The 20,849-nt window shown below is 69.9% G+C and carries 19 protein-coding genes and 1 pseudogene; 11 read left to right on the plus strand and 9 right to left on the minus strand.

Features of this window, described 5'->3' with window-relative positions:
• Window positions 1-26 precede the first annotated feature (26 nt).
• Window positions 27-776, minus strand: a complete 750-nt coding sequence (locus tag OG199_RS06085) for an NAD(P)H-binding protein (protein ID WP_356800071.1) — start codon at window positions 774-776, stop codon at window positions 27-29.
• A gap of 744 nt (window positions 777-1,520) precedes the next feature.
• Between OG199_RS06085 and OG199_RS06090 the strand changes: the two are divergent.
• Window positions 1,521-2,318: pseudogene (locus OG199_RS06090) on the plus strand (PP2C family protein-serine/threonine phosphatase); the annotation flags it as partial.
• A 249-nt stretch (window positions 2,319-2,567) separates the two neighbouring features.
• The gene (locus tag OG199_RS06095) at window positions 2,568-3,608 is read left to right on the plus strand and encodes a GlxA family transcriptional regulator (RefSeq protein ID WP_405834447.1); all 1,041 of its coding nucleotides are present in this window, start codon (window positions 2,568-2,570) and stop codon (window positions 3,606-3,608) included.
• A 455-nt stretch (window positions 3,609-4,063) separates the two neighbouring features.
• Here OG199_RS06095 and OG199_RS06100 read toward each other — a convergent pair whose 3' ends face one another.
• Both OG199_RS06100 and OG199_RS06105 read right to left on the minus strand, forming a co-directional pair.
• The gene (locus OG199_RS06100; RefSeq protein WP_405828419.1) at window positions 4,064-4,459 is read right to left on the minus strand and encodes a hypothetical protein; all 396 of its coding nucleotides are present in this window, start codon (window positions 4,457-4,459) and stop codon (window positions 4,064-4,066) included.
• Between the two features lie 250 nt (window positions 4,460-4,709).
• Complete coding sequence (locus OG199_RS06105) at window positions 4,710-4,868, minus strand: hypothetical protein (protein WP_405828421.1); 159 nt, start codon at window positions 4,866-4,868, stop codon at window positions 4,710-4,712.
• A 334-nt stretch (window positions 4,869-5,202) separates the two neighbouring features.
• Between OG199_RS06105 and OG199_RS06110 the strand changes: the two genes are divergently transcribed.
• Window positions 5,203-7,134, plus strand: a complete 1,932-nt coding sequence (locus OG199_RS06110) for an N-acetylmuramoyl-L-alanine amidase (RefSeq protein ID WP_405828422.1) — start codon at window positions 5,203-5,205, stop codon at window positions 7,132-7,134.
• 179 nt (window positions 7,135-7,313) lie between these two features.
• Here OG199_RS06110 and OG199_RS06115 read toward each other — a convergent pair whose 3' ends face one another.
• Window positions 7,314-8,384: a ferritin-like protein gene (locus OG199_RS06115; protein ID WP_401808914.1), complete on the minus strand. Its 1,071-nt coding sequence runs from the start codon at window positions 8,382-8,384 to the stop codon at window positions 7,314-7,316.
• A 463-nt stretch (window positions 8,385-8,847) separates the two neighbouring features.
• On the opposite strand from OG199_RS06115, the gene OG199_RS06120 reads away from it, so the two are divergent.
• Complete coding sequence (locus OG199_RS06120) at window positions 8,848-9,756, plus strand: RNA polymerase sigma-70 factor (RefSeq protein ID WP_405828425.1); 909 nt, start codon at window positions 8,848-8,850, stop codon at window positions 9,754-9,756.
• 51 nt (window positions 9,757-9,807) lie between these two features.
• Here OG199_RS06120 and OG199_RS06125 read toward each other — a convergent pair whose 3' ends face one another.
• Together OG199_RS06125 and OG199_RS06130 are read right to left on the minus strand one after the other, a co-directional pair.
• Window positions 9,808-10,422, minus strand: a complete 615-nt coding sequence (locus tag OG199_RS06125) for a DUF5134 domain-containing protein (RefSeq protein WP_356800198.1) — start codon at window positions 10,420-10,422, stop codon at window positions 9,808-9,810.
• A gap of 64 nt (window positions 10,423-10,486) precedes the next feature.
• Complete coding sequence (locus OG199_RS06130) at window positions 10,487-10,858, minus strand: cupin domain-containing protein (protein WP_356800240.1); 372 nt, start codon at window positions 10,856-10,858, stop codon at window positions 10,487-10,489.
• 474 nt (window positions 10,859-11,332) lie between these two features.
• Here OG199_RS06130 and OG199_RS06135 point away from each other — a divergent pair, with 474 nt between their 5' ends.
• From OG199_RS06135 to OG199_RS06145, 3 genes are all read left to right on the plus strand, one after another.
• The gene (locus tag OG199_RS06135; protein ID WP_356800199.1) at window positions 11,333-12,079 is read left to right on the plus strand and encodes an SDR family oxidoreductase; all 747 of its coding nucleotides are present in this window, start codon (window positions 11,333-11,335) and stop codon (window positions 12,077-12,079) included.
• 227 nt (window positions 12,080-12,306) lie between these two features.
• A complete protein-coding gene (locus OG199_RS06140) occupies window positions 12,307-13,077 on the plus strand; it encodes a DUF427 domain-containing protein (RefSeq protein ID WP_405828428.1) in 771 nt (256 codons plus the stop codon).
• A gap of 312 nt (window positions 13,078-13,389) precedes the next feature.
• The gene (locus OG199_RS06145; protein WP_356800201.1) at window positions 13,390-13,842 is read left to right on the plus strand and encodes a VOC family protein; all 453 of its coding nucleotides are present in this window, start codon (window positions 13,390-13,392) and stop codon (window positions 13,840-13,842) included.
• Window positions 13,843-13,981: 139 nt separating this feature from the next.
• Here the strand turns inward: OG199_RS06145 and OG199_RS06150 are convergent, their stop codons facing one another.
• Entirely contained in the window at window positions 13,982-14,962 is a 981-nt protein-coding gene (locus OG199_RS06150; RefSeq protein ID WP_405834449.1) for a zinc-binding dehydrogenase, read from the minus strand.
• A gap of 317 nt (window positions 14,963-15,279) precedes the next feature.
• Window positions 15,280-16,230 (minus strand): GlxA family transcriptional regulator, encoded by a 951-nt coding sequence (locus OG199_RS06155; RefSeq protein WP_401807683.1) that lies wholly within the window; start codon window positions 16,228-16,230, stop codon window positions 15,280-15,282.
• Between the two features lie 70 nt (window positions 16,231-16,300).
• Here OG199_RS06155 and OG199_RS06160 point away from each other — a divergent pair, with 70 nt between their 5' ends.
• Complete coding sequence (locus OG199_RS06160; protein WP_401807686.1) at window positions 16,301-17,251, plus strand: NADP-dependent oxidoreductase; 951 nt, start codon at window positions 16,301-16,303, stop codon at window positions 17,249-17,251.
• A 256-nt stretch (window positions 17,252-17,507) separates the two neighbouring features.
• Window positions 17,508-17,888, plus strand: coding sequence for an anti-sigma factor antagonist (locus OG199_RS06165; protein WP_356800204.1), 381 nt, complete (start codon window positions 17,508-17,510; stop codon window positions 17,886-17,888).
• 94 nt (window positions 17,889-17,982) lie between these two features.
• Here the strand turns inward: OG199_RS06165 and OG199_RS06170 are convergent, their stop codons facing one another.
• Window positions 17,983-18,918: a class I SAM-dependent methyltransferase gene (locus OG199_RS06170; protein ID WP_356800205.1), complete on the minus strand. Its 936-nt coding sequence runs from the start codon at window positions 18,916-18,918 to the stop codon at window positions 17,983-17,985.
• 380 nt (window positions 18,919-19,298) lie between these two features.
• On the opposite strand from OG199_RS06170, the gene OG199_RS06175 reads away from it, so the two are divergent.
• On the plus strand, window positions 19,299-19,478 hold the full coding sequence (locus OG199_RS06175) for a hypothetical protein (RefSeq protein ID WP_356800206.1): 180 nt from the start codon (window positions 19,299-19,301) through the stop codon (window positions 19,476-19,478).
• A 234-nt stretch (window positions 19,479-19,712) separates the two neighbouring features.
• Window positions 19,713-20,792 carry a cytochrome P450 gene (locus OG199_RS06180; protein WP_405828432.1) on the plus strand — a complete coding sequence of 360 codons (1,080 nt, stop codon included), beginning with the start codon at window positions 19,713-19,715 and terminating at the stop codon, window positions 20,790-20,792.
• The last annotated feature ends 57 nt before the right edge of the window (window positions 20,793-20,849 follow it).

The following is a 20,849-nucleotide window of genomic DNA, read 5'->3' on the forward strand; positions in this document are numbered from 1 at the left end:
CCGCGTGGGGTCCGGTCAACCGTCCTCTAGTCGTTCCTGGCGGTGGTCCTCTGCTCGCCGAGCCAGTCGGTGAAGGTCTGGGTGCCCCGCGGTCCCGGCCCGGTCGGCAGCAGGCCGCCACTGTTCATCCCGCCGGGAAGATACAGGGGCAGGACCGGGCGCCGGCGGACGCCGCCCGCGGCGATCCGGCGCCGGGCCATGTCGACCAGCGACTCCACCCGCGGGCCGGCGATCTCGGGGGCCATCCCCCGCGGGGACCCGAGGGCGAGGTCGGCGAGGGCTTCGGCCACCTCCCGTACGGCGACGGGCTGGAGCCGCCCCATCGGCACCGTCGCTATCGGCCCGGGCAGGCTGTTCAGCAGCTGACCCGCGAAGTCGTGGAACTGGGTCGCCCGCAGAACGGTCCACGGCACCGGCCCCCCGCGGACGATCTCCTCCTGCCGCAGTTTGCCCGCGTAGTACGGGTTCTTGACTCTGTCGATCCCCACGATCGACAGGGTCACGAGATGCCGCACCCCCGCCCGCTCCGCCGCGCCGACGAGATGCCGGCCCGCGGTGTCGAAGAAGTTCATCGCCACGGATCTGCGCATCGTGGTCACATTGCTGACGTCGACGACCGTCTCGGCGCCGGTCAGCGCCGCATCCAGCCCGGAACCGTTCAGCAGGTCGACGCCCTGCCCGCGGGACAGCACCACCGGCGTGTGCCCGCGCGTTCGCAGCACCTCCACGACGAGCCGCCCGGCGAGTCCTGTACCGCCGGCCACCGCGATCTTCATGACTGCTCCCGTTCCGCTTGACGCTGTACAAGTACATGACAGCGGAGACCCGGAGATTGTGACGTCCGGGCTCGTGACCATGGTCAGCCCCTTCCGCTTCGGGTGCCGTGCGGACCGGACCCGGTCAGCCGTCGCCGACGTCACAAATCGGGCGCACAAGCGGTCATACCTGGAAAGCCCGCGACTGCGACGTGCTCGGAGCGCGCACATGGACCCCACAAGGCGTCGATGTGCGGCGCTTCCCACGACCGGTTCGTGAGCGTGCTTCGGAGCCCGCCTCTCCGCGCAGGAACGCCGTTCCCCCGCCCGGGGACTTCGCACGGGATCCGCAGTGACTGCCCGTGGACCGCTTGTGCGATCGACAAGCCGGGCAGTGGTCCCCGACTCCGTTAGGAACAGTGCGTGATCACTTCTCCGCCCCTCCCCCATCCCGCCGCGACCTCCCGGTGGAACGCGGCCCTCGTCCCGGGTCCCGGCCGGGCCGGTCTCCGCCGCGGTTCCCTGCCGTCACGCCTGCGGCTGGTCGCCGTACTCCTGGTTCTGGTGGGCGTCATCGTCCTCGACGGGACATACGTCCCGGCCATGGGCTGGGCGACCCTGCTCGCCGTCGTCTCGGCGGCGGCGGCGACCTTCGCCGGCCCCACGCTCAGCGGCGGAGTCGTCCTCGTGTCGGGTGCGGCCCGAATCGGCCTCGACCTCGGTCACCCTCGGCTGCTGTTCGCCACTGTCTCGCAGTCCGTCACCATGCTCGTCATCTGCGCGGTCGTCATCGTCCTCTGCGCCCTGCGGCAGCGACACCGCACGGAAGTGAACACGCTTCGCGCCGTCTCGGAGATCGCTCAGAGGGTCGTACTGCGTCCCCTTCCCGGCCGGCTCGGCCCGCTGCGTATCGCAGCCACCTATCAGGCGTCCGACGCCCATGCCACGGTCGGCAGCGACCTGTACGGGGCCGTCCGCATCCCTGGTGCCACGCGGGTCCTGATCGGCGACGTGCGCGGCAAGGGGCTGCAGGGCATACACGAGGTGGCCGCCGCACTCGGCGCGTTCAGGGAAGCCGCCCGCTGCTATCCCACCCTCCCGGAAGTGGCCGCCCACCTCGAGGCCAGTATCCGCAGCCACCTGGAAGAGGTCGTCGAAACCGACCACGAGGCCGGCGAACGCTTCGTCACCGCGCTGCTGCTGGAGATCCCCGACGACCATCGGGTGGTGCACGCGGTCAGCTGCGGCCATCCCGCACCCCTGCTCTCGGGCGGCGGCCGCGCAACCCTCCTGAAGCCTCAGCGATGCAGCCCGCCCCTGGGCCTGGGAAGCTCCTCCGCCCGCGATCACCACCAGGACACCTTCCCCTTCGCCGCCGAAGACGTCCTGATGCTCTACACCGACGGCATCACCGAAGCCCGCGACGGGTCAGGCACCTTCTACCCCCTCAGGGAGAGGGTCGCCTCCTGGGCCGGCACCGGCCCCGAGCAACTCCTCCGGTACGTCCAGGGCGACCTAACCCGGCACATCAGCGGCCCCTTGGGCGACGACGCCGCCATGATCGCCCTCCAGCGAACCCCCGGCTCCACGACATCCCGGGTACGCGATCCGCAGACAGCGGGAACGGCAGACCTGCCGCGTGCGGGCCACCCCGTTGATTCCGCTCCCCGCTCACCGCAGGCCGCGCCCCCACCCACGAGGACGGAGAAGCCCACGGAGCAAGACATGGGGAAGGATCAGACCGTTCCCCCCGGGCCGTCCCGTGGTCGCTCCACGGGGGTCGCCCGGCACGCGGCGCGCCATCGCGTCCTCGTGCTGATGTTCGACGGGGTGCAGTCGCTCGACGTCACCGGGCCCTTGGACGTCTACGCCGCGGCAAATGAGCTCGGCGGCGACTACCGGCTGACCACCGCCTCCCTCGACGGACGGCCGGTGCGCACCACCGCCGGACTCCGGCTCGTACCGGACCTGGCGCTGGGCGACTTCGATTCCGGCGTCGACACGCTCGTCGTCCCCGGGGGTCCCCAGTGGTGGGAGGCGGTCGCCGATCCACCGCTCATCGAGGGAATCACGCGGCTCGCCGACAGGTCCCGCACCGCCACGGTCGCGGCCGTCTGCGCCGGGACGTTCCCGCTGGCCGAGACCGGGCTCCTGGACGGGCGGCGGGCCGCGACCCACTGGAAACTCGCCGCGGACCTCGCCGCCCGTTATCCCCGCGTCCGGGTGGACTCCGAGGCGATCTTCGTCAGGGACGGAAGATTCATCACCTCTGCCGGGATCACCGCCGGCATCGATCTGACGCTGTCGCTCGTCGAGTCAGACCTGGGTCCGGATGTCGCCCGGGCGGCCGCCAAGCACCTGGTGGTCTTCATGGCCCGGCCCGGCGGACAGTCCCAGTTCAGCGTGCGTCAGCAGTCCCCTCGGCCCGTGAACTCGCCGTTGCGTGACATTCTGGACCGGGTGGCGGCCGACCCTCGGGGTGACCACAGTCTGCAGGCACTCGCGGACAGAGCGGCACTGAGCTCCCGGCACCTGACCCGGCTGTTCCGTACGGAGATCGGCACCACGGCCGGCGAGTACGTGAAGCGCATCCGTCTGGAGGCGGCACAGGCACTCCTCGAGGGCGGGGACGAACCGCTCGACACCGTCGCGCGGCGCAGCGGATTCGGAACGGAGGAGACCATGCGGCGGGCCTTCCGCAGCCGGCTCGGCGTGAGCCCCGGCACCTACCGGGACCGCTTCCGCACCACACGTCCGGCCACCGCCCCCGGCGCCGGAGGTCGAGCGGTGTCCACCGCCTTGGGCGTCCGTGCCGGGTGCCTGGAATCCTCGGCCACCGCGGACTCCACGTGACCCATGACCCGTGACCCGCGGATCGTTCCGGACACGGGCAGTTCCGAGGAGCAGTGGCCTGTTCCGTGTGTGAGCATGCGGTTGCGGCGTCATGTGCGGTGCACGTTCCGCGACGGCGCACCGTGCGTTTTCCGGCTCCGCTCCGCCGCTCCTCCGCTCTGTCCCTCGTACGCCCTCCCTTACGCGTGGCCGTGCGGGGAGGAACCGTCGTACGCCGTCCGCGAGGCCCACCCGGCCCGTCCCGTCGCCCCGGGGGAAGCCGTCTCCGACCGGCTCTCTTCCCATCATGCAGGGCGGCCCCGGCGCCGACGCGGTGCGTGAAGGACATCGGTGCCACGGATCAGGCCATCCGGGTGGCACAGGGTGGAGCACCAGCGGTCCCAGGGCTCTCCGTGGATTCCGGGGAGCCCTCCTCCGACAGCACGTCTTCGCGGAGGAGGGTGTCTCCGAGGCGTTCAGGACCGCCGCGCCAGCGTGACCTTCCCGAGCACGTCCTGCACTATCTGCTGGACTTCGATGCGCTCGATCCGGCCGACGACGCCGGCCTGTCCCCGACTGGCCCTCTCCGGGGCGCTGTCGGCGCGCTCAAGCGCCGCGTGAGACGCGTCGCGGGAATCGAGGGCGTGGTCCACGATGTAGTACCGCCAGACGGGCAGACCGTCCGTGGTGCGCGTCTCAAGACCTACCAGCCACATCTCAGGGGGAGGTGGCGGGGCCCACTCCTCGGCGGCCGGGCCGTGGACGGAGAACCCCGGATCGGAGAAGGAGCCGTCGGCATCCTGTGGATGCTCCGACGAGGAAACGGTCTCGTACGCACCTCGACAGATGCATGTGTCGGCCTCGAGCAACATGGCGTCTCGCCTCCCGTCCTCGGGTTCGCGCGGCACCGGGGGTGCCACGGCGTTCAGTCCAAGCTGCGGTTGCACATCGGGCTGACTGATTTTCTGCGTATACCTCATTGACTGGGTGGCACGCCGATCTGTGACAGCCGTCACATCGACGGTCGCGGCAAGGGCCGAACGATCACGGTGACAGTGTCGGACGTCGGCACCGCCAACCCGCCCATGCGTCTGCCCGGCCGTGGCGACGTCGAGGGGGGGCTCAACAGGTCGAGCTCTTCGGCCGGGTTGCCGTGCGCTGTTCGCGCTGGAGACGGGCGGAAACGAGGGCGCAGGCGAGTGAGAGCAGCAGCAGGACGGCGATGGTGGGGTTCTCCCAGTCGAACCGCTCGAACGATGCCGCTGCCGTGGTCGCACTCACACTGCTCGTGCACGCCGCCGTCACCGAGGACATGCCTGTGATAAGTCCACCCAGGATGCCCGTTGTTCGCGACGCCGCCCCCCATATGCGCATGTCGCCGCCGTCGGATGCCCGAGAACGCCGATTGCCGGACAACCTGGGGGATGACTCCGCACCGTCTCCGCCGGGCAGGGTGACGTCCAGGCAAACAGCCGCCCGATGTCACAACTGGCCCGGTCCGTCGGTCATAGAGCCGTCGGCGCTTCGAGGCGGGGGCATCCATTGTCCTGCTCGAGCGCCTGACCGTAGGGTACTTGACGACCTTTCATACCACTTTTCCGTAAGGAACAGCACCGTGCATCAGAGGAAGAAGCGGCTGCGGCTCTCCGCCGCGATCGCCGCCGGCACACTGGCCGCAGCCGGCCTGGCCACCCTCCCCTTCACCGCACTGGCCGACACCCCCACCGACCCGGCCAACCCCACCCGGCAGCAGGACTTCGCCACCGCCGCCACCCAGTACCACATCCCCCTCAACGTCCTGCTCGGCCTCGCCTACCAGGAATCAGGCTGGCAGTCACACGGCGAACTCCCCAGCACCGACGGCGGCTTCGGACCCCTGCACCTCACCGACGTCACCCCCGCCATGATGGCCGCCGGCGACGCCGGCGCCCCCGGCCGCAGCGACCTCACCACCCTCGCCGCGAACCCCGCCCTGCACACCCTGCAGGCCGCCGCGAAACTCACCGGCCTGCCCGCCGACACCCTCCGCAAGGACGCGGCCGCGAACATCCGCGGCGGCGCCGCACTCCTCGCCTCCTACCAGAAACAACTCACCGGCAACACACCACCGGACGCCGCCCAGTGGTACGGCGCCGTCGCCCGCTACAGCCAGTCCACACAGAAGCAGACCGCCGCACGCTTCGCCGACCGCGTCTTCGACACCATCCACGACGGCGCCACCGCCACCATCGACAACGGCCGGCAAATCCGGCTCACAGCCACTCCCTCGGTCCACCCCGCAGACACACAAATAGACGAACTGCACCTCAAAACGACGGCCACCACCACCGACACCGAATGCCCACCCACCGTGGACTGCACCTTCGTGCCCGGCTCCACGGCCGGCGGCCAAATCTCCAACCGGCCCTCCAACGGCATCCGCATCGACACCATCGTCATCCACGACCTGGAATCCACCTACCAGGCCGGCATCAACACCCTCGCCGACCCCAAGAACGCCGCCTCCACCCACTACGTCATGCGATCCGCAGACGGCGCGGTCACCCAGATGGTCCCCACCAAGGACATCGCCTTCCAGGCCGGCAACTACTCCACCAACCTCCACTCCATCGGCATCGAACACGAGGGCTACGCCGCCCAGGGCGCCACCTGGTACACCGAAGCCCAGTACGAAGCCACCGCCGACCTCGTTAAATACCTCGCCGACCGATTCCGGATACCCCTGGACCGGCAGCACATCATCGGCCATGACAACGTTGCCGGACCCAACTCCTCACTCGTCTCCGGCATGCACTGGGACCCCGGCAACGGCTGGGACTGGGACCACTTCATGCGCCTGCTCGGCCACCCCCTCAGCGGACTCCGCACCCCGCCCACCACCGGCTCCGTCGTCACCATCGACCCCCCGTTCGCCGACAACGTGCAAAACGTCAACATCTGCCCCGCCGACGACCCCACCGGCAGCACCCCCGCCTGCACCGACACACCACAAGCCTCCAACTTCGTCTACCTGCGCACCGCCCCCGACCCCACCGCCCCCCTCTTCGCCGACCAGGCCATCCACCCCACCGGCCCCGGCACCAACCGCATCAACGACTGGGGCAGCACCGCCCAGACCGGCCAGCAGTTCGTCGTCGCCGACGTCCAGGGCGACTGGACCGCCATCTGGTACAGCGGCGCCAAGGTCTGGTTCCACAACCCGCACGGCCAGAACACCAGAAACACCTACGGCGTCAAAATCATCAAGGCCGCCGGCACCACCCCCGCCGCCGTCTACGGCTCCAGCTACCCCGACAAATCCGAATACCCCGCCGGCCTCGGCGCCTCCACCCAAGCCCCCCTCAGCATGTACACCGTCCCCACGGGCCAGGCCTACGTCGCCACCCAACCCCCCGCCGCCACCGACGACTACTTCACCTCCGGAACCGTCGTCATCGGCGCCAAGAAGATGTACACCATCCAGTACAACCACCGCACAGCACTCGTCTACGCCAACGACACCACCGCCACCACCGCCACCCACCACTGGCAGGACGCCGGAAACTGACCACCCACACCCCATGACCAAGGGGCCCGACCCGGTGACACACCACCAGGCCGGGCCCCTCACCCGTACCAAGCCCGGAGCGGGACTTTCGTATGTCCGCCGCCACTCCGGGCGATCAGGTCAGCCCCTACGGTCCGGGCCCGCGTCGACCACGACCGTCCGGCACCGCTCGTCGGCGCTCACCCGCGGAGTTCGGGTTCGATGTACTCGAAGGTCGGACCGGCTGTCGTGTCGTCCCCGTCAGGCGTCTGCATCAGGTTCTGCGCCTGCGCCTTGAGCGCGTACATCGTGCGGGTCGCGGCCCCCAGCATTCTCGGGCTGCCGTTGAACGCCTGGTCCAGTTGGTGGAGCAGCACGCAGTACGTCTTGTTGAACTGTTCCTGGGCAGTACGGATCGGGCTGCCCAGAGGGTGATCCGCCATCCGCGGATTGGGGCGCATCGGGTAGACACCCTCGGGGTCGACCACGATCGCCTCGCCCGTGGGCCCGGACTGCGGCGTGTCACCCCGCTGGTAGCGCCGGCCCGACTTGAGTTCCTGGAACCGGTAGTAGTGGGCGACTTCGTCGCGGTCGGTGTGGAAGATGTCCTCGTCGCCGTCCCAGACCTCGCCGCGGGACGCGCCCTCGCCCTGCTCGACGATCTCCGTCAGTGCCGCGAGGGCCGAGTCGAGATCGGTGACCGCGGCCAACTGGCCGCCCGTGTGCATGAAGGGGCCGGCGACGGCCTGGCGGGCGGGGTCACCGCAGAAGACCGCCCGCTCGCCGAGTTCGGCGCACAGGTGGCGCAGTCCTTGCTCGATCGCGTCGTAGAACTGCCCGATCGTCTCGTAGTCGTCGCCCTCGGCGGGAGCACCGGCTCGCGCGGGCCGCTCGAGGCGGAGGAACATCTCAAGCGCTGCCGGCCCGAACGGAACCAGTGACATCTCCAGCGAGCGATCGCCGTGCGGCAGGGGCCGGGGGTGGCGGGGCAGCATCTGCGGCGTGTCCAGGCGGGGTTGACCGCCGACCGCGTTGAGGAGGTTCGCCGCCAGGGCCAGGTGGATCATCTCCTCGACGAAGACACCGCTCACCACCTGAACGGCCTCAGGGTTCCTCGACGGGTCCAGCGAATAGAGGGCGCAGAGGTAGGGCGGCAGTGTGGCGTGTTCCAGTTCGATCGCCCACTGGAGGTGCTCACGAAGGCCTTCGAGTGTCGTTATCGGTGCCGGTGCACGCGTCTCGGTGAGGTCAGGCTGTTCTGGATGAGGCACAGGTTCTTCTCACTTCGGCTGTTCCAGAGGGGTAAGTACCGTGGTGACGACCGGGATGCAGGCCGTTCACCGGGACAGCGGGGCGCCATCCGGGCGTCTCCGGTCGACGCGGGCAGGACGGCTCGCAGGTCGAAGGGTGCGGCAAGCTCGCCGGTCGGGATGGTCGGTACCACCCGCCGACCGCGATCTTCACGACGCCTTCTCCCGCCTGCCGGGACGCCCGTCACTGTCAGATCCTCAGCTATGACAGGACTGTCGCCCGATCTGTGACAGTCCCGTCCGGAACGGTGGCGATCCGCGCCTTTTCGGTGGATCTGACCGCGAGCATCACCTGGCCCGTCCCGCCAGGGGCGGCGACGACTCGAGGGGATGCAGGGGGCCGGAAAAGACCACCCCCCTTACTCGGACAATTTTTGTCCGTGAGAATATTTGCGCCGTGGCAGTCGTGAACTGGAGGTCACCTATGCACGCCAGGGATGACATGGACTCCCTCGACCGGGCGACGAGGGATTTCGTCGCGGCCCGTCCCCAGCTCTTCGGCATCGCGTACCGCGTGCTCGGCAGCGCCGTGGAGGCCGAGGACATCGTGCAGGAGGCATGGCTGCGGTGGCAGAGCACCGACCGCACCGACATCCGCGAGCCGGCGGCGTTCCTGGCCACCGTCACCGCCCGCCTGGCCATCAACCTCGCGCAGTCCGCCCGGGTACGGCGTGAGACGTACATCGGGCCCTGGCTCCCGGAACCGGTCGACACCAGCCTCGACCCCCAGCTCGGCGCGGAACGGGCCGAGGCACTCGACCTGGCCGTCCTCTTCCTCCTGGAGAAACTGAACCCGGTGGAACGGGCCGCCTACGTCCTGCGCGAAGCCTTCGACTACCCCTACGGACAGATCGCCGACATCCTCGAGACCAGCGAGGCCAACACACGTCAACTGGTCAGCCGCGCCCGCAAACACCTCTCCGCGGAACGCAAGGAACCCGTCAGCCCCGACGCCCACCGCAGACTCCTGGAGGTCTTCCTCGTCGCCGCACAGACCGGCAGCCTGTCCGCGCTCGAGGACGTACTCAGCGCCGACGTGGTCAGCTACGCCGACGGCGGAGGCATCCGCGGGGCCTCCCGGATCCCCGTCGTCGGCCGCCCGCACGTCAGCAAGTACCTCGTCGCCTTCGCCCCGCGGTTCTGGCCCGGAACGGACATCCGCTGGGTCGAGAGCAACGGCGGCCCGGCCGTCCTCGTCTCCTCCCAGGGCAACCCGAAGGTTCTCCTCTCCGTGGACGTGTCGGAACACGGCATCGAACGCATCATGTGGGTCATGAACCCCGAGAAACTGAACCCCTACGCGGCGTCCGTGGACCAGCGAGGGTCCGCGTGAGGGCGGTCGCGCCCGTGAGTGGCGACGGAACCGACCCTCGGGCCACGACGGTCAGTGGACCATGAGCAGCAGCATGACGGCCGTCCCGAGGGCCGTCGTCCCCTCCCAGAAGCGGCCGTACAGCTCTCTGTCGGTGGAGACGTCGCTGCTCCGGGCCGTGCGCAGTGTGGGCATGTCCCGGGTCAGCAACCTCAGCGCATGACTGAGGAGATACAGAGCGAGTACGGCGGTGAGCGTGTCGTCGGCCTTCATCTGCCCCACGGGGTGCCCGGAGTGATGCACCGTCACAGGGACTCCGCCCAGGGCCTCGTGCGGCTCGGCCGCCCCGGGACGGGTCATCCAGCCCATCGCGGCCATGCCGACCGCGTACGGAAGTCGCCTGGCGGTCGCGGCCGGTCCGGACTCCTGGCGGCCGCTCACCGCGGTCAACGGGTACCACAGCGCGGCGGCGACGAAGAAGGCCGGCTGCGCCCCTCCGGGCAACACCCGGCTCAGGTCAAACCACGGCATCACCGCCATGACCAGGGCCATGGCGGTGTGCAGCAGACGGTCGACGCGGCTGCGCCACCCTGAACGCCGTGACAGGACCTCGTGCCGCAGCCCGTGGACGGCTGCGGCCACGAACAGCGGTGTCAGCATGCAGTAGATGACATCGGAGGCACTCATGCCTTTCCGCGCCCTCTCACGAGCGGACGGGTTCCCTCAGGGAAATGCGTGAGTGGACGCGGGGTCAGGCGGTGGGGCGCGGGGCCCGCAGGTGGGCGCGCTGGGCGAGCTCCTCCTCGTCGACCAGTTCGAGCATGGGCCTGCCCGGCGCGCACAGCATGGTCACCACGAAGCTGGTGCGGGCGTCGGACAGCGCGTTGCCGTCCTGGTAGTGGATGGCGTCGCCGCCCGGCTCCCAGAACGTACCGCCGGCCTCGACGACGCGCTCGGGCTCACCTTCGAGCTCGAAGCGGACCGCCCCCTCGACGACGTATCCGAACGCCGGGCCCGAGTGGCGGTGCGGAGGGGTTCCCGGGTCGCCGGGCTCCCATTCGACGTGGATCGTCATCGCCGAGGCACCTTCGGGGACGGTGATCGGCGACGCGTCCTGCAGCATCCTCGCCGCCCGCGTCCAGCTCGGGCCGTCCTCGCCGTTCCCGTGTCCGTGTCCGCCGTGTCCGTGGTCGTGAACGTTCGCTGCATCCTTGTCCGACACTGGTCGCACCTTCCGTAGGTCATCCGCGGAGCCATGGGCGGCACACCGTCCACCGGACACGAGGCCACGCCTCCGGCTCCCACGACTGTTTCCTCGTGATGACCGGGCGGGCCGTGGTTCTGTGACACGGGTCAGGCCCTGGCCGTGCCCGGTTCCGCGTGGTCGGCGGCATGTCGTGCGGTGACAGAACGCGCCGGCTCCACTCCCCTCAGCAGCACTGAGCGGCACTCCGCGTGCGGTGTCACAGGGACCGCCACTGTCCTGTCTTAGTCGGTACAGCCGTTGTCACCTTGTGCGGACGAGCCCTTGTCCGGGCGGACCACCTCGGCGACCGCGGCGTGATGCACAGTGGCACCTATCCGAGAGGACCCCATCATGAAGGTTGTAGTCATTGGCGGAACCGGGCTCATCGGCTCGAAGCTGGTGAGCAAGCTCGCCGAGCACGGCCACGAGGCGGTGCCGGCGTCTCCCAACAGTGGTGTGAACACGCTGACGGGTGAGGGCGTGGCCGAGGTCCTGCGCGGAGCCCAGGTGGTGGTGGACGTCTCCAACTCCCCCTCGTTCGCGGACGACGACGTCATGGAGTTCTTCCGTACCTCGACCACGAACCTCCTGAAGGCCGAGAAGGAGGCCGGCGTGACCCACCATGTCGCGCTGTCCGTGGTCGGTACCGAACGCCTGCAGGAGAGCGGCTACTTCCGTGCCAAGCAGGTACAGGAGGAGCTGATCAAGGAGTCCGGGATTCCCTACTCCATCGTTCACGCCACGCAGTTCTTCGAGTTCATGAAGGGCATCGCGGAGTCGGCCACCCAGGGCCACACGGTGCATCTCGCCCCGGTCAGGATCCAGCCCGTCCACTCAGACGACGTCGCCGCCACCGTGGGCGCCACCGCCGTCGGCGCACCGGTCGACGGCGTGGTCGAGGTGGCCGGTCCCGACACGTTCCGGCTGGACGAGCTGATCAGCAAGGGCCTCGCCGCCAAGAACGACCCCCGTACGGTCGTGGCGGACCCCAAGGCTCCGTATTTCGGCGCCCAGCTGCAGGACACCACCCTGCTCCCCGGCCCCGACGTCCGCCTCGGCAAGGTGCGTTTCGCCGACTGGGTCGCGCAGCAGCAGTAGCCCCGCACCTGGGCGGTTCTGATGCCGGAGCCCCGCTTCCCGCGAAGGCCGCCTCCGCACCGCACGGCGGATGCGGCGGCGGCCGCATCCCGGGTGGCCGGTCACCTCGCGTCGCGGGGGCCGCATCCACGCCGTCAGCGGCACACCCCCGTGTCCGCGCCGACGGAGACCTGAAACGCCCCCGCACCGAGGGCGCACGTGTATCGAGTGGACCGAGGAGAACAACGATGGCTGAGGAAAGCGTGCTGCACCCACGCCTGATCGCCCCGATCGGACACGTGGAGCCCGTACCGCGGCGCATCCGCGGGCTGATCGGTGGCCGCACCGTCTTCGACACCCGACGCGCCCTGTACGTGTGGGAGTGGCTTGCCTATCCCCAGTTCAGCATCCCGGTCGAGGACTTGGTCGAGGGTGTGCTGACGGACGACGACCACGTCGAAGTGCTGGGCGCCGGGCCCGCACGGCGTCACTCCCTGCGTACCGGGTCCGAGGTCCGCGAGGGCGCGGCGTGGGTCTGGGACGAGGACGCTCCGGAGTCCCTGCGCGGCACCGTCCGTTTCGAATGGAAGGCGCTGGACTCCTGGTTCGAGGAGGACGAGCCGGTCTTCGTCCACCCGCGCAGCCCCTACTCCCGGGTGGACGCGCTGCGCTCGTCCAGCAGTGTCCGCGTGGAGTTGGACGGCGTCATACTCGCGGACGCGCCGAACTGCGTGAAGCTGTTCGAGACCGGCCTGCCGACCCGGTACTACGTCGACCGCGAGCACGTCGACTGGACCCGGCTGCGCCGCTCCGGCACGGTGACCCACTGCCCGTACAAGGGAACCACCAGCAGCTACTGGTCGTTCGACAGCGACGTCGCCACCCACGACGACATCGCCTGGATGTACGACTTCCCCACGATCCAGGCCAACCGCGTCGCGGGCATGACGGCGTTCTACAACGAACACGTCGACCTGTACGTCGACGGCACACAGTTGCCGCGGCCCACCGGGCCGTAGAACCCCCTCAGTTGCTGCCGGGCCTGCTCGGCGAGTTCGACGAGCAGGCCCTGGTTCTGGGTGTCACAGATGCACGGCATACCCGGTCAACCCATGGAACGGTCACAGGACTTGCCGTGCGACCGCGCCGATGAGGCGGGCGCGGCAGCCCTGTGACGCAGTCGATTTACGGGAAGGTGCCACACGGTGTCCGACAGGGACTCAGCGCACATTCATGAGAGCGGCAGTCGTACGGGGACGGAGGCGCGGCTCGAGGCGGCGAAGACGCTGCCGGACGCGGCACGACCCTCCGGTCCTGGAGGTACGGATCCGATGACCTCTCCCGGTGGACTCCCCGTGCCTGAGCACGGTCTCCTCCTCACCTACTTCGTGACCGTGAGCGACGTCGCGGTCTCGCGACGTTTCTACGCCGATGTCTTCGGCGGTGAGGTCGTGATGGAGGAGAACCCGGCGATCGTCAAGGTGGCGAACAGCTGGATCATCATGAACCCCGGCGGCGGGCCCACCCCGGACAAGCCGGGCGTCACACTGGAGGTACCGCAGAGCAGCGAGCGGGTGTCCGGCTTCCTGAACGTACGCGTCGCCGACATGGCGGCCTTCCACGCGCACGCCGTCTCGAAGGGCGCGCAGTTCCTGACCGAGCCCCTCGATCGTGCGTCCGAGCTCCGCTGCTACCTGCGCGACCCCGACGGCCACCTCATCGAGGTAGGCCAGTCCACCGGTCTGCTCAGCGGAATCCTGGCCGCCCGGCCCGCGGAATCCTGATCACGAGGGTCCGCCGGCGGCGCGCCGCCGATGTTCCCGAGCGCCGGCACGGCGGTCGCCCGACGGCCGGGTGACCGGCGCTGTGCCGCACGCCCGCCGGCGCGGGCGCGGTGAGTGCGGTCAACCCTTGGCCCGGGTCCTAGTGCCGGACGCGGACGACGAGTTTGCCGGTGGCGCGGTCGTGCTCCATGTCGTCGTGGGCCTGTGGCACCTGCTCCAGTCCGTCGTAGACGCGGTCCACGGGGAAGGTCAGCCGGCCTACCGCGACCGCGTCGAGGATCTCCTGGAAGGCCTCCCGAGGCAGGTCGGCGGCGTCGCCGAAGTAGCCCGTCAGGCGCACCCCCTTCGGCAGGTACTCGTTCGGGGAGAAGTCCCGCACCGTCCACTGGTTGGAGAGGCTGCCGCCGAAGCAGGCCGTGCCGTGCACGCGCACCGCGCGCAGAGTGTCGGGCAGGGTCGGCGTGCCGACGAGATCGAGGGCGGTGTCGACGCCGTCCGGGTACAGCTCGCGCACGGCGGGCGCGACCTCGCCGGTGTCGAGCAGCGGGTGGTCGACACCGTGCTCCTTCAGCGCGCCCAGGCGATCGGCCCGTCGGGTGGTGGACAGCACCGTCGCGCCACGCCAGGTGGCCAGCGCGGCGGCCGCCAGACCCACCGAGGAGGTACCGCCGCGGATCAGCACGGACTGACCGGGCTTCAGGTCCAGACCGACGGTGAGCGAGCCGTAGGCCGTCTGCACCATCTCCGGCAGGGCGCCCAGCAACTCCCAGTGCAGGTCGGTGTCGACGGGGATGACCTGCGACAGCGGCACGGACGTGTACTCGGCATAGCCGCCGTCGTAGGTGCGCCCCATGTCGCCCATCATCGCGACGACCTTCTGTCCGACCACCAGCCCACTGCCGGCCGGAGCCGCGTCCACGGTGCCGACGGCCTCGATACCCGGCACCCGGGGAAAGCTGACGCCCACGCTCACACCCAGTCGAAGCTTCAGCTCCGAGCGGTTGAGGCCGAACGCCTCGACGCGGATGCGTACCCAGCCGTCCCGCCGGGGCGGCAGCGGGAGTGTGGTCAGCCGCAGGTTGTCCACGGGGCCGGGGGCGGAGAGCTGGACGGCGCGCATGGTGGTCGGCGAGGACGTCACGGGCCTGCCTTCTTCCCTGGGTAGGAGAGCCGGTCGGCGGTCGTCAACGTGCGGGCACTGCGGTTTCATTCCCAACTCGCCCCGGTCACGCACCTGTTGTGAGACCCGGCCGTCCAGGGGCGTCGGCGTTCTGCCGCTGTGGCAAGGGAAACCCGGTGTCCGAGCAGCCGGCCACGCACGGCAGGCTCCTCGCCGTCCGCCGGGCGAGGACGATTCCCGCGTGCGGCACGAAGCTCGGCCACTCCGCCGCACCGGCTGCGCGCAGCCGCGGCGGCGCAGACCGTGCGGCGGTCAGGTCAACGCGCCGCCGCGTGGAACGTACGCCGGTAGGTCTGCGGCGAGACCCCGATCGCCGCGTGCAGGTGCTGGCGCAGGGAGGTGCCGGTGGCGAAGCCGACCTCGCCGGCGATCTGGTCGACCGAGAGTTCGCTGGCCTCCAGCAGATGGCGGGCCCGGGTGACGCGCTGCTGGATGAGCCAGCGGCCGGGACTGAGGCCCACCTCGTCGTGGAAACGCCGCGCGAAGGTGCGCAGACTCATCCGGGCGTGACCGGCGAGGTCGGTCAGGGTCAGCGGGTCACCCAGACGGGCCAGTGCCCACACCCGGGTCGCGGCCGTGCTGGTCGCCACGGGGTCGGGAACGGGCTGCTCGATGTACTGGGCCTGACCACCGTCGCGCCAGGGCGGCACCACACAGCGCCGGGCCACACTGTTGGCCAGCTCGCTGCCGTGGTCCTTGCGCAGGATGTGCAGGCAGATGTCGACCCCGGAGGCGGCACCCGCGGACGTGAGGACTGTGCCGTCGTCCACGAAGAGGACGTCCGGATCCAGGTCCACGCCGGGGTACATGTCGCGGAACTGCTCGGCGAGCTGCCAGTGCGTGGTCGCCCGCCGGCCCTCCAGGAGCCCGGCCGCCGCCAGCACGAACGCGCCGGTGCAGATGGAGACGAGACGGGTGCCCGGCCGGATGAGCGCGAGCGCGGCGGTGACCTCGGCGGGAAGCTCCGCGGTGACGCTCGAGGGCGTGATGGCCGGGATCACCACCGTGTCCGCCGTGCGCAGCACCTCGGGCCCGTGCTCGACGGTGATCGAGAAGTCCGCGTTGCTGCGCACCGGCTTCCCGTCGACGGTGCAGGTCAACACCTCGTACCGGCCGTCCGCCGCACCGAGGATCCGGCTGGGGATGCCGAGCTCGAAGGGGTAGACGCCGTCGAGCGCCAGAACGACCACTCTCTCCACATGCCGCATGGCACGATCCTATCGGAGATTGGCAATCGTGCCATTTCACGGAGCGTCCGACCCCGGCAGGCTGTGAGTCATGAGTACTAAGAACACGATGCGCGCGATCAGTCAGGACGTTCTCGGCGGACCCGAGGTCCTCAAGGAAGTGGAAGTGGAGCGCCCGGTTCCCGGGCCCAGCGAGGTACTGGTGCGGGTGCGGGCGGCCGGGGTCAACCCGACCGACTGGAAGCACCGGGCGACGGGCATGTTCCTGGGACAGCCGCCCTTCGTCCTGGGCTGGGACGTGTCCGGTGTGGTGGAGGCCGTCGGGATCGGCGTCACCGTCCACGCGCCGGGCGACGAGGTCTTCGGCATGGTGCCCTACCCGTTCGGCCACGGCTCGCACGCCGAGTACGTGACCGCTCCCGCGCGTTCCTTCGCACGCAAGCCGGCCGGCATCGACCACACGGAGGCCGGCGCCCTGCCGCTGGTCTCGCTCACCGCCTGGCAGGCACTCGTCGACACGGCCGACGTGCGGCCGGGGCAGCGCGTACTGATCCACGCGGCCGCCGGCGGTGTCGGGCATGTGGCCGTGCAGATCGCCAAGGCACGGGGCGCGTACGTGATCGGCACGGCGAGCGCGGGCAAGCACGAGTACCTGCGCAAGCTGGGCGCGGACGAGGTGATCGACTACCGGGAGACCGACTTCACCGAGGCCGTCCGGGACGTCGACGTGGTCCTCGACACGATCGGCGACGACAACACCTTCCAGTCGCTGAGGGTGCTGCGCGAGGGCGGGATCGTGGTGTCGATCCTGCCGGTGGGCTCGGAGGAGCTGTACGAGGAGGCCGCGCGGCTGGGCGTACGGGCGGCGCGGATGCTGGTGGAGGCCGACCACGCGGGCATGCGGGCGATCGCGGACCTCGTCGACAAGGGTCTGCTGCACGCGACGGTCGCCGGCGCGTTCCCGCTGGCCGACGCCGCCGAGGCGCACACGCTCGGAGAGACCGGCCGGACCACGGGCAAGCTGGTGCTGCTGGTCGACTGACGCGGAACTCTTGGGCACGGCGCGATCATCACGCCGTGCCCAAGCCCCGCGTTCCCTCCGCACGGGCCGGTCGGCCACCGCCCGACGCACGCACCGAGCAGACGACTGAAGGACTCGTCGCCCAAATCGAAGACATATGTCAATCGAACATGCTGAAATTCACTCCAACGAGGGTAACTTGCAGAGCAGGGGCCGGAGTTGTGGGCCTGCCCCCGTCACAGGAGTGGTTGAGCGGCCGGTTGGAGGCGATGTCGTCGTGACCCACGACCCCGCGCCGCCGCACCGGCATCTGCGCGTCCACCGGGACCGGGGCCACACGGTGCTGGAGCTCCACGGAGAGATCGACATCCTCACCGCCCTGGCGATCACCCCGTACCTGGACTCGGCCACCGGCCGACCGGAGCCGCAGGTCGTCATCGACCTGCGGCCCGTCGAGTTCTTCGACTGCTCGGGGCTGCGCCTGCTGTACCGGGCCAGGAGCCGGGTCCTCGCCCGGGGCGGAAGCCTGCACCTGGTCTGCGACCGTCCGCTGACACTGCGCATGCTGACGGTGACCGGCCTGGACCATCTCCTGCCACCCTCGGCGTCGCTCGACGAGGCGCTCGGTCAGCCGGAGGCGGCGTCGGGCACCTTGTGACGGCGGCCCCGCCGACCCCGTGCCCCGTCCCGGGTGGACGACAAGCCTCTTGGCGCGAGCACAACGAAGTCCGCCTCCCGGCCACGGTGCCGGGTCAGCTCACGTCCTCGCGTCGGTGGCTCTCCGCGACGGCCACGCGCCCCGACTGCAGGGACCTCCGCCCGCGGGCCGGGCTGCCGAGGGTGTGTGCGACGGCGAGCAGGTTGTCGTCCGACACCACTCGCAGGCCGTACTCCGCGAGCAGCGCGGCCATCCGCTGCGGCGTCCACAGCGAGCGCCACGGCTCGCCCGAGGTGACGGAACCGCCGAGCAAGCGGGCCAGCAGCCGGCCTGCGGTCGCCCTCGCCGACGGCGCCTGGTAGTTGACGACGAGTGCGCTGCCCGGGACCGTCCGGGCGGCGAGCGCGGCCACCGTGGCGCGCACCTCGTCGCGCGTGAGGTACGGGACGACGCCCTCCCACAGCCATGTCGTCGGCGCGGAGGGGTCGTGCCCGGCGGCCTCCAACGCCGCACCGAGATCATCGACGGCGAGATCGACCGGCGTGAACCGCACGGAGCGGGCGGTGGCCGACAGCTCGGCCGCGGGGCGACTGCTCTCCCCCGGTTCCCCGAGGACCGGCGCGGCCTCGGCGAGACGGGCGCGCTTGTCCTGCTGGGAGGCCGGATGGTCGACCTCCCACACGTCCGTACGCGCGAGTTCGGTCAGCCGCCACGCGCGCGTGTCCAGACCGGCTCCGAGGATCACGAGCTGACCGGTCACGCGGGCGCGCAGTGCCTCGTCGATCGCGACCGTCCGCGGCACGACCACCTCGGCGCACGCCCGCACACTCTCGTACACGGTGCGCTCCCGCCAGCCCTTCGGCGGAGTGTTCGCGCGCACCTCGTCCACGGGCGTACGTTCCGCGGCGCGCAGCAGCCGTTCCGCCACCGGGTCCGCGAACCGGCCGGTGGCAGCCCTCCCGTTCGCGGCCGCCCGCCCCTGGCAGACCAGCACCGCCGTCCGGCTCGCCGCACGTCCACTCTCGCTCATGGCGCCACATTCAACACCACCCGGACGACGGCCGTTGCGACCCGACTGCGCGTCAGGTTCAGCCCTCCCCGGAACCGTCACTGGGCGCGCGACCAGCATCCGAAGCACCGGGCGCATGGGGTGATCTTGGTCGAGAACCCATTCAGCAGGATCCTCATCCCTTCCCGCGCTCGGTATACCCCCAACTCGCCCCGGTCACAGTCGGGTTGGAACGGGCTCGGCTCGCAAACCAGGCACTCCCGAACAGTGGACGAGAAGTCAGCGACCTCATGGCTCCGACGCACAGGTCAAAAACCAAGCCGGTGGCGCCGTTAAGAAGGGACTGCTTCGCGTCAGGGAGACATCAGGACCAGTCGCTTTCGGACTCCGCTCGGGCTTTCATGGGATCGCTCGGCCTCCGGTCCGGAATGCCGAATGGAGAAAACGGTGCAGGCACCTCGATCCGCTGTGCCCACGCACCGAGAAAAGGAATAACCATGAAGATGATCCAGGCGCTCGTGAAGAAGTTCAAGCCGGCCGACAACCTGGCCGGCAACGCGTGGCCCTACCACGTCATCTGATGCGCTGCCACCGAAGGCGTCCGGGCCACGGCTCCGGACGCCTTCGGTGGCGCCCGGAGATCTGAACCTTCAGCGGGTCCTCGATGTTGAGCGGTGCGCGCCTGCGGCAGCCACGGCCGATTCCAGCCGCCGGACCACTGGGGCGAGCGACGGTCCTTGCCACCCCACGCCAGTATTTCTCTGCGCGACACAGAGAACGTATTTCATCGCCACCCCAAAGGAGGCGGATTTCCCATGGAAGAACCGAAACCGGTGACCACGGTCGCGGCGGCTCGCGACTACCGCGTTGGATACGATCCGCAGATTCAGGATCTGTTGACGAAAGACACGAAGGTCTTCCGGATCGACGACACCACGGTGGGCATATCCGATTTCCCTCTGATCTCCGCTGTCGTCGCCGCGCGCCCGGTACTGGCGTCGGAGCGTTCGGTCTTCAAGCCCGCCGCGGGAGCCGACATCCACCACGACAGTGCCACACGGTCCATCCACGCATTGGGCCGGGACGTCATGGCGGGTGTCCGTACTCCCCCTCCGCCGGCGCACCAGCTGTCGGGCGAGTGGCCCTACGCCGCCACCTCGTATCTGCGTACATGGCTCTTCTCGTCCGACCCCCTGCCGGTCTCGCTGTTGTCGCACCGCGGCGTCACCCGTTCGGACCTGCTTTCCCGGATCGTCGACCGTGCCGTCACGGTCTGGCCGAGATCCGGCGGCGAGAGCGAGGGGACCATGCTGGCCGAGCAGATTCACGACGCTTCGGATACCCAGAACCGGAGGCAGGCCATCGCGCTCTACCGGCGGGCGACGGCCACCTTGTCCGACGGGGTGGCCGCGTTGGTCGCGAACGCCCTGTGGCTCATGGGCCCGGAAAGGCACGAAGTGCCTCGAACCGAGCACACGGCCGTTCTGTGGGAGACCCTGCGGGTGCTCCCGCCCGCGTGGATGCTGTTCCGCGGCGGCGGGGACGTGTACGACGGACTGCACCCCGACATCCGTCCCCAGGACAACATCGCGCTCTTCCCCCTGCTGATGCATCGCGATCCGGACTACTGGTCCGACCCGCTGGAGTTCCGTCCGGAGCGATGGAACGGGGTCGAGGATCCGGAGAAAACGCCCGCCTTCATGCCGTTCGGTTTCGACGGTGCTCGGTGCTGGGCCAAACACCTGGTCGTACCCCTGGCCGAACGCCTGCTGCACGTCGCCCTCGACAACCAGCTCACCATCCACAGCCCCCAGCAGCAGACACACATTCCGCTGCGCTCCCTGCTGTCCGTCCGGTTCGAAGCGGAAGTCGCGGCATCAGCGAGCGCGCCCTGACCTGCCACCGTCCGCCGCAAGGCCGACACGCAGGTCCGCGCCCTCAGCCTCGCGTAC

This window comes from Streptomyces sp. NBC_01176, from assembly GCF_045039825.1.
In the GTDB taxonomy this organism is placed as follows: domain Bacteria; phylum Actinomycetota; class Actinomycetes; order Streptomycetales; family Streptomycetaceae; genus Streptomyces.

Excerpts from the sequence above, each read along its gene's own strand:
- OG199_RS06120 (WP_405828425.1), top strand. The coding sequence starts at position 8,848 with ATGCACGCCAGGGATGACATGGACTCCCTCGACCGGGCGACGAGGGAT.
- OG199_RS06180 (WP_405828432.1), top strand. The coding sequence starts at position 19,713 with ATGGAAGAACCGAAACCGGTGACCACGGTCGCGGCGGCTCGCGACTAC.
- OG199_RS06170 (WP_356800205.1), bottom strand. The coding sequence starts at position 18,918 with ATGAGCGAGAGTGGACGTGCGGCGAGCCGGACGGCGGTGCTGGTCTGC.
- OG199_RS06125 (WP_356800198.1), bottom strand. The coding sequence starts at position 10,422 with ATGAGTGCCTCCGATGTCATCTACTGCATGCTGACACCGCTGTTCGTG.
- OG199_RS06155 (WP_401807683.1), bottom strand. The coding sequence starts at position 16,230 with ATGCGGCATGTGGAGAGAGTGGTCGTTCTGGCGCTCGACGGCGTCTAC.
- OG199_RS06085 (WP_356800071.1), bottom strand. The coding sequence starts at position 776 with ATGAAGATCGCGGTGGCCGGCGGTACAGGACTCGCCGGGCGGCTCGTC.
- OG199_RS06175 (WP_356800206.1), top strand. The coding sequence starts at position 19,299 with ATGGGATCGCTCGGCCTCCGGTCCGGAATGCCGAATGGAGAAAACGGT.
- OG199_RS06135 (WP_356800199.1), top strand. The coding sequence starts at position 11,333 with ATGAAGGTTGTAGTCATTGGCGGAACCGGGCTCATCGGCTCGAAGCTG.
- OG199_RS06130 (WP_356800240.1), bottom strand. The coding sequence starts at position 10,858 with ATGCTGCAGGACGCGTCGCCGATCACCGTCCCCGAAGGTGCCTCGGCG.
- OG199_RS06160 (WP_401807686.1), top strand. The coding sequence starts at position 16,301 with ATGAGTACTAAGAACACGATGCGCGCGATCAGTCAGGACGTTCTCGGC.
- OG199_RS06150 (WP_405834449.1), bottom strand. The coding sequence starts at position 14,962 with ATGCGCGCCGTCCAGCTCTCCGCCCCCGGCCCCGTGGACAACCTGCGG.
- OG199_RS06140 (WP_405828428.1), top strand. The coding sequence starts at position 12,307 with ATGGCTGAGGAAAGCGTGCTGCACCCACGCCTGATCGCCCCGATCGGA.
- OG199_RS06145 (WP_356800201.1), top strand. The coding sequence starts at position 13,390 with ATGACCTCTCCCGGTGGACTCCCCGTGCCTGAGCACGGTCTCCTCCTC.
- OG199_RS06100 (WP_405828419.1), bottom strand. The coding sequence starts at position 4,459 with ATGTTGCTCGAGGCCGACACATGCATCTGTCGAGGTGCGTACGAGACC.